Raw genomic sequence first — 12,608 nt, forward strand, 5'->3', positions numbered from 1 at the left:
GAACACACGCGCCGCGGCCCGTGCCGGGTCAGCCTTCCGAGGTGGCCCGCTCGGCCGCGGCGCGCCTGTATTCGGCGTTGAGGCGCTGGGCCTCTTCCAGCTGGTCCTCGAGGATGACGATGCGGCATGCGGCCTCGACCGGGGTGCCCTGGTCGACGAGTTCGCGGGCGCGTGCGGCGATCCGCAGCTGGTAGCGCGAGTAGCGGCGGTGGCCGCCCTCCGAGCGCAGGGGCGTGATCAGGCGCGCCTCTCCGATCGCCCGGAGGAAACCGGGCGTGGTGCCGAGCATCTCGGCGGCCCGCCCCATCGTGTAGGCGGGGTAGTCGTCGTCGTCCAGACGACCGCTGAGCGGGGAATCTGCTGTCATGTCACCTCGTTGAACCAACGCGTCGAGGGGCCCTGGTGCCGTACGGCACCAGGGCCCCGAAGGAAATTGAACACCATCTGTCGGCCCTACTGTGGCGCCGACCTACTGTTTCCGCCGCCCGGCCCGGGAGCGGGGCGGGCGAACGAGGATCGCGGATGCGTGACCGGGGACCACCTTCCATTCCGGGGTCTTGCGGTACCCGGGCCGGTGAAGATCCGAGGGCCCGGGCGATCCTGATGGCGTCTGCTTCCTCCGTTCTTCCTCAGTACTTCCACTTGCTCACGTGCGAACTTCAGGTACAGCCACCTGGCAGTTCGTGTCTGCCAGGTCCTCTTCGACTCTTGCCTACAAGAGAAACCTTAGCCACGCTGTCTCGCAATGTCTACTTCGGCGAGCACAGATTTTTGTTCGCGAGGGCGGCAAGTAGCCTGCGGCCCTGGTGTATCCCGGGTATCCGGCCGGAGCGGCACGCAAAGAGGCCCCGCCGACGGTTTCGGCGGGGCCTCGAAGCTGTTCGGTACTGCGCTGGGAAAGTCCCCCGTCAGAGGGACTCGGAGGTGGTGCCGAGAGCGGCGGACGCCTCCTGGAGCGGGGTGAGGGCCTGCGGGGGCGCCTCGACCTCGTCGCGGCAGGTGAAGCCGAGGCGGGTCATGGCGCGGGAGACCTCACCGGCGGAGAAGTCACGGCGGTCCTGCCGCGTGACGACCGCGCCCACCTGCTTGAGCGGGTAGTGACGGCGGCCGATGAGCACCGAACCGGCGGTGATGGGCTCGGGCTTGATGCCCTTCATCGAGGCGATCACACCGTCTTTGGTGAGGTCGAAGGGGAAACGGGCGATGACGACGCGCATGATGCCTCACAGGTTGGTAAGAGGGGTTGCCGCGTGACGGGCTCTAAGTAGAACGGTCCGATGGCGCCGAGCGAAAGCTCTAAGCGGCGCCGGAGGCCGGACGGTCCTGAGACCGGCGCTGTGTCGCCGGCCTCCCGGTGCGTCGGGCCTGAGCCGGGCGGCTGCGCCGCCCCCGGGTCGAGGACGCGGAGCGCTTGGGGCGTTCCGCGGGCGCCGGCGCCGCGATGATGACCGGGACGCCCGAAGGCGCCTGGGCGCCGGTGATACGGGTCAGCTCCGCGTCGCCGGAGCGTACTTGGGTGGTCTGCGGGGTGATGCCCGCATCGGCCATCAGCCGGCTCATCTGGCGGCGCTGGTCGGGCGTCACCAGGGTGACGACACTGCCGGACTCACCGGCTCGTGCGGTACGGCCGCCGCGGTGCAGGTAGTCCTTGTGATCGGTGGGCGGGTCCACGTTCACGACCAGGTCGAGCTGGTCGACGTGGATGCCGCGCGCGGCGACGTTGGTCGCCACAAGGACCGTCACATGACCGTCCTTGAACTGGGCCAGGGTGCGGTTGCGCTGCGGCTGGGACTTGCCGCCGTGCAGCGCGGCCGCGCGCACACCGCTGTTCAGCAGGTGCTTGGTCAGCTTGTCGACGGTGTGCTTGGTGTCCAGGAACATGATCACGCGGCCCTCGCGGGCGGCGATCTCCGTCGTCGTGCGGTGCTTGTCAGGACCGGACACGTGCAGGACGTGGTGCTCCATGGTCGTGACGGCGCCCGCGCTCGGGTCCACGGAGTGGACCACCGGGTCGTTCAGGTACGTGCGGACCAGGCGGTCGACATTGCGGTCGAGCGTGGCCGAGAACAGCATCCGCTGGCCGCCGGGACGCACCTGGTCGAGCAGCGCGGTGACCTGGGGCATGAAGCCCATGTCGGCCATCTGGTCGGCCTCGTCCAGGACGGTGATGTCGACCTGGTCCAGGCGGCAGTCGCCGCGGTCTATGAGGTCCTTGAGACGGCCAGGGGTCGCGATGACGACCTCGGCGCCGCCGCGGAGCGCGCCCGCCTGTCGGCCGATCGACATGCCGCCGACGACCGTGGCCAGACGCAGCTTCACCGAGCGGGCGTACGGCGTGAGCGCGTCGGTGACCTGCTGGGCCAGCTCGCGCGTGGGGACGAGGACCAGGGCCAGCGGCTGACGCGGCTGGGCGCGCCGGCCGGCGGTGCGGGACAGCAGGGCGAGGCCGAAGGCGAGGGTCTTGCCCGAGCCCGTGCGGCCGCGGCCCAGGACGTCACGGCCGGCGATGCCGTTCGGCAGCGTGGCCGCCTGGATCGGGAACGGCTCGGTCACGCCCTGTGCGCCGAGCGTCGCCAGCATCGGCTCCGGCATGTCGAGATCGGCGAACGCCTCGACGGCGGGCAGTGCGGGGGTGACGGTCACGGGCAGTGCGAACTCGCCCTGCGGCGCGGGCTTCCGGCGTCCACCGTTCCCGCCCCGGTTCGGCGCACCGCCGCGGCGGCCGTAGGAGCCGGACGCGGAGGACCCGTAGGAGCCCCCGCCCTTGCTGCCGGCGGAAGAGCCGCTGCGCGTGCGGCTGAAACGTTCATTTGTGCGTGCGCGGTTCAAAGGAACCTCCTTGATACGGCACGTACCAAGGAATTCCCGAAGTCAAGCGAACAGCACAGGGAATTGCGAGAACGAGCCAGGTTAAATTCGTGAATAATTTCGATCGACGTGCAATTCACAATGGACCGAAATTCTGACAGGCGGGAAACCTCGCCTGAAAAAAGCAACGAGCTGGGGCCCGCACGCAAGGTGCGGGCCCCAGCTGTCAACTGCGTGAGCGTCAGGCGGTGACGATGTTCTCCGCCGTCGGGCCCTTCTGGCCCTGAGCGATGTCGAAGGACACCTTCTGGCCTTCCTGGAGCTCACGGAAGCCCTGGGCGGCGATGTTCGAGTAGTGGGCGAAGACGTCGGGGCCGCCGCCGTCCTGCTCGATGAAGCCGAAGCCCTTTTCGGCGTTGAACCACTTCACGGTGCCAGTAGCCATGTCAATTCTCCTTCGGGGCAGTTCCGGATTCCGCACTTTGCGGAACCCGTGTCGCCGCGATGATCAACCCGCCGGAAAATGACCGGACATACGAAAGTGCTCCCAGCGGCCATGGAGGCCTTGGGGGCACTTGAAGTTTTCGGGAACCACAACTGCAACTGAAACCACGATAGCACGGTGCGCTGGGCCATGTGCGCAGGAAATTTCCTTTCTCACTGCCGCACCAGAAATCTTCCCCGCGCGTTCACGCTAATTCTGTCTCGGCCGGCACACATATGGCGCCTCGTGCGGCACGGGATCACTCCTGCGGCCCGTCCGGCGCGCGGGGCCCGGGCAGCGGTGATCGGCTGGGACCGTGCTCACCCTGCTGCCCGAGAACGCCCGCAAGATCGGCGCCTGGAGCGTGCTCGCCCTGCTGCTCATCGCGCTCAGCGCCGTGGGCATCTGGCTGTGCGTCCACCTCAAGACCGCCGTCGTACCCGTGCTGCTCGCGCTCCTGGGCACCGCGCTGCTCGGGCCGCTGTACCGGCGGCTGGTGAAGATGAAGGTGCAGAAGTCCCTTGCCGCGGGGCTTACGTGTGCCGCCGTGGTCCTTGTGGTCGGCGGTGCCGGGTACATCGTCGTCAGTGCGCTGATCGAGACGGGGGATCAGATCATCGCCTCGCTCCGGGAGGCGGCGAAGTCCCTTGCCACGCATCTCGGGGCGGCCGGCACCTCGCTCGACGACCTCGCCGCGAACTCCAAGGACCTGCTCTCCAGGTTCGGCAGCACCGCGGCGTCCGGGGTGATCAGCGGGGTCAGCGTGGTGGGCGAGATGATCGCGATGGCCGTGCTCGCGCTGCTCCTCGTGTTCTTCTTCCTGCGCGACTCCGACCGCGCCGTCGCCGCCCTGCACTCGTTCGCCCCGCGCGGCCGTGGCGAGGCCCTGGAGACCATGGCGCGGCGGGCGTTCGAGGCCATCGAGGGCTTCATGCGCGGCACCACGCTGATCGCCCTGATCGACGCGCTCTGCATCACCGTCGGGCTGCTGATCCTCCAGGTGCCCGGGGCCGTGGGGCTCGGGGCGCTGGTGTTCGTGGGGGCGTACATCCCCTATCTCGGAGCCTTCATCTCCGGCGCCGTCGCCGTGCTCGTCGCGCTCGCCGACCGGGGGTTCATCATCGGTCTGTGGGCGCTCGGTGTCGTCCTGGCGGTGCAGGTGCTGGAAGGGCATGTGCTGCAGCCGATGATCCAGTCGCGGACCGTGCAGATGCATCCGGCGGTCGTGATGATCGCGATCACCGCGGGCGCCTCGGTCGCGGGGATCCTGGGGATGCTGCTCGCGGTGCCGCTGACGGCGGCCGCGTTCGGGATCTACTCCGAGCTGCGGGAGCAGTACAGCAGGCGACCGGCTGCCTGATCGGCGTACGGCTCGGAGCTGCGGCGTACGGGTCAGGTCTTCGCCGTACGCGTCAGAGCTTGACGGCCTCGTACAGCTCGAACCAGATCGACTTGCCCTGGCCCCGCGGGTCCACGCCCCACGCGTCCGCGAGCAGCTCCATCAGGACCAACCCGCGTCCTGACGAGGCGAGTTCGCCGGGGCGGCGCTTGTGCGGGAGGTCGTCGCTGGAGTCGGAGACCTCGACGCGCAGCCGGCGGGTGCCGAGCTCGCCGTGGGCCTCCGCGACCAGGAGGGCGTCGCCGTCGGTGTGCACGAGGACGTTGGTGACCATCTCGGAGACCAGGAGCACCGCCGAGTCGACCTGTTCGGGGTCGGCCCAGTCGTGCAGGAGATCGCGCAGCTGCTGGCGGCATTCGGCGATGCGCTGGGGCTCGGGCTGGGCGACCGAGAGCATGATGCGGCGCACGGGCGGGTGGACCGGCTCGTCCGCGGCTCCGTGCAGGCTCGGGCGGCCGAGCAGGACGACCGCGATGTCGTCCTCGCGGCGGTCGACGAGCGGGCCCGTGGAGTGGTGCGAGGACGGGCCGTGCACTCCTTGGACCAGGGCGTCCGCGAGCTCTTCGAGGTCGTCGCCGCGGTGCTGTTCGAGGATGGGCTGCAGCCGGGTGAAGCCGGTGTACATGTCGTGGCCGCCGGTCTCGATGAGGCCGTCGGTGCAGAGCATCAGGAGCTCGCCGGGCTCGAGGGAGATCGCCGTCGTCGGATAGTCCGCGTCGGGGTCGATGCCGAGCGGGAGCCCGCCCGCGGTGGGCCGGATCATGACCGTGCCGTCGGGGGTGCGGACCACCGGGTCGGGGTGGCCCGCGCGGGCGATCTCCAGATGGCCGGTCGCCGGATCGGCCTCCAGGTACAGACAAGTGGCGAAGCGCGGGTCGGCGGTGCCGCCGGCGTCGGGGCCGCCGGTCGAGCCGTACGTGATCGAGTCGGTGATCCCGTAGAGGAAGCGGGAGGCGCGGGAGAGGACCGCGTCGGGGCGGTGGCCCTCGGACGCGTACGCGCGCAGGGCGATCCGCAGCTGGCCCATGAGACCGGCCGCCCGTACGTCATGGCCCTGTACGTCGCCGATGACGAGCGCGATCCGGCCGTTGGGCAGCGGGATCATGTCGTACCAGTCGCCGCCGACCTGGAGCCCGCCGCCGGTCGGCACATAGCGGGCGGCGACCGAGAGGCCGGGTATCTCGGGGCCGAGCGTCGGCAGCATCGAGCGCTGCAGGCCCTCGGTGAGCTCCCGCTCCGTCTCGGCGGCGCCCGCGCGCGACAGGGCCTGGGCGAGCATCCGGGCGACCGTGGTCAGGACCGAGCGCTCGTCGGGGGTGAAGGAGACGGGGTGCGCGAAGCCCGCCATCCAGGCGCCCATCGTGCGTCCCGCGACGGTCAGCGGCAGGAACGCCCAGGACTTGCGGTCGAAGCGCCGTACGAAGGGCCAGGTGGCGGGGTAGCGGCTCGCGTACTCCTCCGGGGTCGACAGATAGATCGCCCGGCCCGTGCGGACCACGTCGGCGGCCGGGTACTGGGCGTCCAGCCTGATGTCGCGGAAGGGCTGCTCGTCGTCCTGCGTATGGCCGTGGTGGCCGATGATCGACAGGTGGTCGCCCTGGACGCCGAAGACGGCCAGACCGTTCGGCTCGAAGCCGGGCATGGACAGGCCCGCGGCCACCCGGAGCACCTCGGCGGTGGAGCGGGCCTCGGCGAGCGCCCGGCCCGCGTCGAGCAGGAAGGCCTCGCGCGAGCGGCGCCAGTCGCCGGTGACGGGGCTGCGGGCGGAGGCGCCCGGGGGCGGTTCGGTGACCTCCTGGATCGTGCCGATCAGCTTGAAGCGATCGCCCTTGACCTGGGGTTTCGTACGGCTTCGTATGGTGCGGATGATCTGGCCGCGGTCGTCCATGATCCGCAGGCGGGCCTCGGCGAGGGTGCCTTCGAGTACGGCGAGGTTGACCACGCCCTTGATCTCGTTCCAGTCCACCGGATGGAAACGGGAGCGGATCGCGGCCTCCGTGACGGCGATCTGGCCCTCGATCGGGGCCTCGGGCGTGCCGAGCGCGAGCAGGCGTGCGGCCTCGGCGTCGAGGGTGACGACTCCGGTGGCTTCGTCCCACTGCCAGAGTCCGGTGGCGACGGCCTCGAGCACGTCCCCGACCGGGGGCAGGCACGCGGCCCGCTCGTCGTCGGGGTCGGTTCGCATTGCCCCAGATTAAGTACGTAAGACCGAAAGGTGCACATCGCGGGCCGGGGCTGTGAGGGCCGGGAAAACCCGGACGGCGCCCTGGACGGTGACGGGTAACCTTGAGCGCGTTGATTCCCGCTTGTCTCGCGATGAACGACGCGAACAGAATCCCCGCGGCACCGCCGATGCGCACCGTGCCCGCGAAGAACTGGATGAAGAACATGCACCGGTACCGGTCCCATTCCTGCGGCCAGCTCCGCTCAAGCGACGTCGGGCAGGACGTCCGGCTCAGCGGATGGCTGCACAATCGGCGGGACCTCGGCGGCATCCTCTTCATCGATCTGCGCGACCACTACGGCATCACCCAGCTCGTCGCCCGCCCCGGCACCCCCGCGTACGAGGCGCTCGACAAGCAGACGAAGGAATCGGTCGTACGGATCGACGGCAAGGTCGTCTCCCGTGGCGCCGACAACGTGAACCCCGAGCTGCCGACCGGTGAGGTCGAGGTCGAGGTCGCCGAGGTGGAGATCCTCGGTGCGGCCGAGCAGCTCCCGTTCCAGATCAACCAGGACGACGGGGTCGGCGAGGAGCGCCGCCTGGAGTACCGCTTCCTGGACCTGCGCCGCGAGCGCATGCACAAGAACATCATGCTGCGGTCGGCCGTCATCGCCTCGATCCGCTCCAAGATGGTCGCGCTCGGCTTCAACGAGATGGCGACGCCCATCCTGACGGCCACCTCGCCCGAGGGTGCCCGCGACTTCGTCGTGCCGTCGCGTCTGAACCCCGGCAAGTTCTACGCGCTGCCGCAGGCGCCGCAGCAGTTCAAGCAGCTGCTGATGATCTCGGGCTTCGACCGCTACTTCCAGATCGCGCCCTGCTTCCGCGACGAGGACGCCCGCGCGGACCGTTCGCCGGGCGAGTTCTACCAGCTCGACGTCGAGATGAGCTTCGTCGAGCAGGAGGACGTCTTCCAGCCGATCGAGAAGCTGATGACGGAGATCTTCACCGAGTTCGGTGGCGGTCGCGAGGTCACTTCTCCCTTCCCGCGGATCCCGTTCCGCGAGTCGATGCTGAAGTACGGCAACGACAAGCCGGATCTGCGCGCCAAGCTGGAACTGGTCGACATCACCGACGTGTTCGAGGGCTCCGAGTTCAAGGCGTTCGCCGGCAAGCACGTGCGGGCGCTGCCCGTCCCGGACACCGCCTCGCAGTCCCGTAAGTTCTTCGACGGTCTCGGCGAGTACGCGGTCGAGCAGGGCGCCAAGGGTCTCGCGTGGATCCGCGTCGGCGAGGACGGTTCGTTCCAGGGCCCGATCGCCAAGTTCCTCACCGAGGAGAACAACAAGGTCCTCACCGAGCGTCTCGGCCTGGTGGCCGGGCACGCCGTGTTCTTCGGTGCGGGCGAGTTCGACGAGGTCTCCAAGATCATGGGCGCGGTCCGCGTCGAGGCCGCCAAGCGTGCGGGCCACTTCGAGGAGGGCGTGTTCCGGTTCTGCTGGATCGTGGACTTCCCGATGTACGAGAAGGACGAGGAGACCGGCAAGATCGACTTCTCGCACAACCCCTTCTCGATGCCCCAGGGCGGCATGGCCGACCTGGAGGAGAAGGACCCGCTGGACATCCTTGCCTGGCAGTACGACATCGTCTGCAACGGCATCGAGCTGTCCTCCGGCGCCATCCGTAACCACGAGCCCGACATCATGCTCAAGGCCTTCGAGATCGCGGGCTACGACGCGGAGACCGTCGAGCACGAGTTCGCGGGCATGCTGCGCGCTTTCCGCTTCGGCGCCCCGCCGCACGGCGGGATCGCCCCGGGCGTGGACCGTATGGTCATGCTGCTCGCGGACGAGCCCAACATCCGCGAGACCATCGCGTTCCCGCTCAACCAGAACGCGCAGGACCTGATGATGGGCGCGCCCACGGAGCTGGACGAGTCCCGGCTGCGGGAGCTGAACATCTCGCTGCGCAAGCCGGTGGCCAAGAAGGACGCCGAGTAGGGCTTGCCCGTACGTGACGAGGGGCCCGGAACCGCTGCGGTTCCGGGCCCCTCGGCGTGCGGTCTCGGTGCGGGTGCGGTCCGGCTGTTGGGTGCGGGTGGTGGCGCCCGCGGCGCCCGTGTCCGAGCGACGCGATCCGAGAAGCTCCGGTTCAGGCGGCGAGGTGGGCCGCGAGCCGGTCGGTGGCGCTGCGGGGGCTGCGGCCGAGGAGTTCGGCCAGCAGGGGGTCGGCTTCGGCGAAGCAGCCGGCGCGGGCGGCCTGGTACCAGGTGAGCATGAGCCGGGCGATCTGCTCCGGCACACCGGTCGTGAGCTGCTCTGCGACCCACTGTTCGTCGTCGAGGACGACGCGCTCGACAGGGCGGCCGGTGAGGTCGGAGGCGATCTCGGCGAGGTCGTCGAGGGTGACGGCGCTCGGCGCGGTGAGGGTGACGGGACCGTCGAAGGAGCGGTCACCGGCGAGGATGATCGCGGTGGCCTCGGCGATGTCGGCACGGTCGGTGTACGGGACGGGGCCGTCTCCCGGCCGGGCGATCACGCCGGTGCGCTGCCACGGGCCGAGCACCTGATCGAGCGGCCCGTAGGCGCCGTTGCGCAGTGCGGTCCAGGCGACTTCGGAGTCGTCGAGGAGCGCCTCGGTGGCGATGTGGATATCCGACGGCCGGTACGGGTTGCCGGGGACGGCGCCCTGCTGGCTGGTGTAGACGATCCGCCGGGCGCCGGCCGCGACCGCGGCTTCGATGGCATTGCGGTGCAGGCCGACCATGTCGGCGGACGGGTCGTTGCCGGACACCACAAGGACCTGCTCGGCACCGGCGAAGGAGTCACGCAGCGCGGCCGGGTCCTCGTAGGAGCCCTGCCGTACGCGCACGCCGCGGTCGGCGAAGTGCCGTGCCTTGGCCGTGTCGCGGACGCTGACGCCGATCCGGTCGGCGGGTATGCGCGCGAGGAGGTGCTCGACGGTGGCACCGCCAAGGCCACCCGTGGCGCCGGTGACAACGATCATGATCTCGACCCTTCCGAATGCCCACGGCCTCTGTCCTGGCGGTGGGCGCGCAGCACAACTTGACCCAGTGGGTCAGTTTCTCTTCCGTCTGCGACCGTAGGTAAGCTGACTCATGGAGTCAAGTTATGTCGACTGGGATCGGGAAGAGACGGTGAGGGGCATGGCAGGTGCGGCGTCGCCTACGGGATCGCGGCTGCGCGCCGACGCCCGGCGCAATTCCGAACAGATCCGCTCGGCCGCGATCGGCGCCTTCCAGGGGCAGGGTCTGACGGTGCCGCTGGAGGAGGTCGCCAAGGCGGCAGGGGTGAGCAAGGCCACGATCTTCAACCGGTTCGGCGGGCGGATCGGCCTCATCGAAGCCGTCATCGAGGAGGTCGTGGCGCGTGAGCTGTTCGCCGTCATCGACCACGCGCGGACCATCGATGACGTCGGCGAGCGGATCACGTACTACCTCACCGCGCTCCGCGACCTCCAGTACCGCCAACCTGCCTTCAACGACGTTCTGTTGCAGACATATCCGCACTCGCAGCAGCTCATGGAGATCTGCCGGGTCGGCAGCGATGCCAACGAAGAGCTCGTCGCGGCGGCACGCGCCGGCGGTGCGTTGCGGCCGGAGTTCACGGCGGGCGACCTCCACGCGCTCGTCGTCGACAACGCCCTCGCCCTCAAGCACGGCAAGCTGCCTCCCCGGGCCGACTACGACCGCCGCACCGTGTACCTCCTGGATGGAATCCGTGCGGCCGGGGCGCGGACGGATGGTCCGGAAGGAACGCTCTAACCGCCGAGCGAAGCCGAGTACGCGGCCAGGGCGTACAGGGTGACCGCGCTGATCGCGACCACGCCCAGCACCCATGCGGTGACCCGGCGGCCCCGCCCGCGCCGGGCCTTCGGCGCCTTGGGCCGGCGTGGTTCGCGTTCCGGGCGGGAGGGCGTCGGGGGCTCCGCCGCCGAGGTGAGGTCGGCGAGGAGGCGGCGGCAGGCCGCGGCCAGTTCGGCGGTGCCGGCGGCCAGTGGGACGACCGTCTCGGTGCGGGCCGGCGCCGTGGTGCCGCCGTCGAGGATGAGGCCCGCCCGGATCCGGACATCCCCCCGGGTGCCCGCGACACCGAGGCTGATCCACCGCTGGACGTGCTCTCCGCGAATGACCATCCCCCCGTCGCGTTCGCGGTAGATCGTGTGGTGCTGCCAGAGAACTTTCGCCAGATCCTTGGCAGCCGGATACAACTGCGCGCTCAAGGTCCCCCCTATGACGCGTACTGCATATGTGTTGTGACGTTGTGTGATGTACATGCCGAGCATGGAAACGCCGCACTTTAGCAGCGTGTTCGGCCGGATCCGAGTCACCGGACAACCCGCGCACAACGCCACCGGACAGCCCGCGAGCACCCTCACCGGACAACCTGTACACACCCCACCGGACAGCCCGCGAGCACCCTCACCGGACAACCCGTACACACCCCACCGGACAACCCGCACCCAAACCGGCGTCACCCCGCCTTCCCGTCAGTCGGCCCGGCGAGGCAACCTGATCGGGGGCCCAACGGGTTGCACCAGTGTGAGAGACCGAAGAGAACGGCGGGACGGCGATGCGCGGGGGGCGGGGCGAGGAGGAGAGCGACTTCGAGGCGTTCGTCGACGCCCGTGGTCCCCGTCTGCTCCGGATGGCCTGGCTCCTGACCGGCGACGCGCATCTCGCGGAGGATCTGCTGCAGACGGTGCTGGCCCGCGTCTGGCCCAAGTGGCGCAGGATCGCGGACGATCACCCCGAGGCGTATGTCCGCAAAGCCCTCGTCCATACGCATGCGTCCTGGTGGCGGCGGCGCTGGCGCGGCGAGGTGCCGCACGGCGAACTCCCGGACCGGGCAGCCGCCTTGGACGCGTACGAGGGTGTGGAACTGGAGCAGTCCCTTGCCGCGGCGGTACGGGCACTGCCGGTGCGGCAGCGGGCGGTGGTCGTGCTGCGTTACTTCGAGGACCTCAGCGTCGAGGAGACGGCCGCGACACTCGGCTGTGCGACGGGCACCGTCAAGAGCCAGGCCTCCAAGGCGCTGCGCACGCTGCGGGCCGTGCTGCCCGAGCAGGTGGGGGCGGGTGATGACCGTGGATGACGAGCGTGAGCTGCGGGACCTGCTGGAACGGACCGTTCCCCGGCTGCCCGCCCCCGACTCCCGGATGCGCCGGGTGCGCGAGCGGGTGGTGCGGCGGCGGCGACGCCGGCGGACGGGCGCGGTGGCGGGTGCCTGTGTCGCGGCCGCGGCGGTGCTGGCCGGCACGCTGCTGCCCGGATCCGGGACGGAGCCCGGCCCTGAGTTCGTACCGCCTGCGGGCTCGGCGTCCCGTGACCTGCTGCGGCACTCCGAACTCGCCGGTCTCACCCTGGAGTTGCCCCCGGGCTGGCACGGCCTGACGGTCCCCGAGGACCGCATGGCCAAGGTGCGGGCGGTGGCGTACGCGGCACCGCAGCCGCTCGGCGGTGACGGGCAGGGGTGTACCCGGGACGGGTCCGGGTTGTGCCCGCCACTGGACCGGCTTCCGTCCTCGGGCGGTGCGTTGCTGGTCCTCGTCCTGGACCGCACGCCGACGCTGGCGGGCAAGGCCCAGTCACCGCCGCGTCTCGACCCCATGGCGGTCGACGGGCTGTGCCGTGAGGTCGGTGCCTCGCGCCAGTTCATCGGTCTGGTCAAGGTGCCGGGGCAGTCCGCCGTGGTCGGCGCGACGCTCTGTGCGAGCGGTGGGCCGGCAGCGGC

General features: G+C 70.0%; 12 protein-coding genes. 5 read left to right on the forward strand and 7 right to left on the reverse strand.

What is annotated here, in order from left to right:
- Nucleotides 1-28 precede the first annotated feature (28 nt).
- From ABT367_RS19540 to ABT367_RS19555, 4 genes are all read right to left on the reverse strand, one after another.
- A complete protein-coding gene (locus ABT367_RS19540) occupies nt 29-367 on the reverse strand; it encodes a MerR family transcriptional regulator (RefSeq protein WP_352254335.1) in 339 nt (112 codons plus the stop codon).
- Nucleotides 368-908: 541 nt separating this feature from the next.
- Nucleotides 909-1,217, reverse strand: coding sequence for an SCO5918 family protein (locus ABT367_RS19545; RefSeq protein WP_352254336.1), 309 nt, complete (start codon nt 1,215-1,217; stop codon nt 909-911).
- A 79-nt stretch (nt 1,218-1,296) separates the two neighbouring features.
- Nucleotides 1,297-2,829 carry a DEAD/DEAH box helicase gene (locus tag ABT367_RS19550; RefSeq protein ID WP_352254337.1) on the reverse strand — a complete coding sequence of 511 codons (1,533 nt, stop codon included), beginning with the start codon at nt 2,827-2,829 and terminating at the stop codon, nt 1,297-1,299.
- 220 nt (nt 2,830-3,049) lie between these two features.
- A complete protein-coding gene (locus ABT367_RS19555; protein WP_020113641.1) occupies nt 3,050-3,253 on the reverse strand; it encodes a cold-shock protein in 204 nt (67 codons plus the stop codon).
- Between the two features lie 355 nt (nt 3,254-3,608).
- Between ABT367_RS19555 and ABT367_RS19560 the strand changes: the two genes are divergently transcribed.
- Complete coding sequence (locus tag ABT367_RS19560; protein ID WP_352254338.1) at nt 3,609-4,652, forward strand: AI-2E family transporter; 1,044 nt, start codon at nt 3,609-3,611, stop codon at nt 4,650-4,652.
- Between the two features lie 52 nt (nt 4,653-4,704).
- On the opposite strand, the gene ABT367_RS19565 is transcribed toward ABT367_RS19560, so the two are convergent.
- Nucleotides 4,705-6,876: an ATP-binding SpoIIE family protein phosphatase gene (locus tag ABT367_RS19565; protein ID WP_352254339.1), complete on the reverse strand. Its 2,172-nt coding sequence runs from the start codon at nt 6,874-6,876 to the stop codon at nt 4,705-4,707.
- 203 nt (nt 6,877-7,079) lie between these two features.
- Here ABT367_RS19565 and aspS point away from each other — a divergent pair, with 203 nt between their 5' ends.
- Nucleotides 7,080-8,855, forward strand: coding sequence for an aspartate--tRNA ligase (gene aspS / locus ABT367_RS19570; protein ID WP_352254350.1), 1,776 nt, complete (start codon nt 7,080-7,082; stop codon nt 8,853-8,855).
- A 151-nt stretch (nt 8,856-9,006) separates the two neighbouring features.
- Here the strand turns inward: aspS and ABT367_RS19575 are convergent, their stop codons facing one another.
- The gene (locus tag ABT367_RS19575; protein ID WP_352254340.1) at nt 9,007-9,861 is read right to left on the reverse strand and encodes an NAD(P)H-binding protein; all 855 of its coding nucleotides are present in this window, start codon (nt 9,859-9,861) and stop codon (nt 9,007-9,009) included.
- Nucleotides 9,862-10,021: 160 nt separating this feature from the next.
- Between ABT367_RS19575 and ABT367_RS19580 the strand changes: the two genes are divergently transcribed.
- Nucleotides 10,022-10,639, forward strand: a complete 618-nt coding sequence (locus ABT367_RS19580) for a TetR/AcrR family transcriptional regulator (protein ID WP_352254341.1) — start codon at nt 10,022-10,024, stop codon at nt 10,637-10,639.
- On the opposite strand, the gene ABT367_RS19585 is transcribed toward ABT367_RS19580, so the two are convergent.
- Nucleotides 10,636-11,097, reverse strand: a complete 462-nt coding sequence (locus ABT367_RS19585) for a hypothetical protein (protein WP_352254342.1) — start codon at nt 11,095-11,097, stop codon at nt 10,636-10,638. The two genes, ABT367_RS19580 and ABT367_RS19585, sit on opposite strands and share 4 nt — an antisense overlap.
- Nucleotides 11,098-11,447: 350 nt before the next feature.
- Here ABT367_RS19585 and ABT367_RS19590 point away from each other — a divergent pair, with 350 nt between their 5' ends.
- Both ABT367_RS19590 and ABT367_RS19595 read left to right on the forward strand, forming a co-directional pair.
- Nucleotides 11,448-11,969: a SigE family RNA polymerase sigma factor gene (locus ABT367_RS19590; protein ID WP_352254343.1), complete on the forward strand. Its 522-nt coding sequence runs from the start codon at nt 11,448-11,450 to the stop codon at nt 11,967-11,969.
- A partial coding sequence (locus tag ABT367_RS19595; RefSeq protein WP_352254344.1) for a hypothetical protein occupies nt 11,956-12,608 on the forward strand: 653 nt, incomplete at its 3' end. The genes ABT367_RS19590 and ABT367_RS19595, both read left to right, overlap by 14 nt.

This window comes from Streptomyces mesophilus (assembly GCF_040300965.1).
GTDB classification, from domain to species: Bacteria; Actinomycetota; Actinomycetes; order Streptomycetales; family Streptomycetaceae; genus Streptomyces; species Streptomyces mesophilus_A.

Bases quoted from the DNA above. Each gene is read 5' to 3' on its own strand.
- ABT367_RS19575 (WP_352254340.1), bottom strand. From the start codon at position 9,861: ATGATCGTTGTCACCGGCGCCACGGGTGGCCTTGGCGGTGCCACCGTC.
- aspS (WP_352254350.1), top strand. From the start codon at position 7,080: ATGCACCGGTACCGGTCCCATTCCTGCGGCCAGCTCCGCTCAAGCGAC.
- ABT367_RS19565 (WP_352254339.1), bottom strand. From the start codon at position 6,876: ATGCGAACCGACCCCGACGACGAGCGGGCCGCGTGCCTGCCCCCGGTC.
- ABT367_RS19580 (WP_352254341.1), top strand. From the start codon at position 10,022: ATGGCAGGTGCGGCGTCGCCTACGGGATCGCGGCTGCGCGCCGACGCC.
- ABT367_RS19545 (WP_352254336.1), bottom strand. From the start codon at position 1,217: ATGCGCGTCGTCATCGCCCGTTTCCCCTTCGACCTCACCAAAGACGGT.
- ABT367_RS19555 (WP_020113641.1), bottom strand. From the start codon at position 3,253: ATGGCTACTGGCACCGTGAAGTGGTTCAACGCCGAAAAGGGCTTCGGC.
- ABT367_RS19540 (WP_352254335.1), bottom strand. From the start codon at position 367: ATGACAGCAGATTCCCCGCTCAGCGGTCGTCTGGACGACGACGACTAC.
- ABT367_RS19590 (WP_352254343.1), top strand. From the start codon at position 11,448: ATGCGCGGGGGGCGGGGCGAGGAGGAGAGCGACTTCGAGGCGTTCGTC.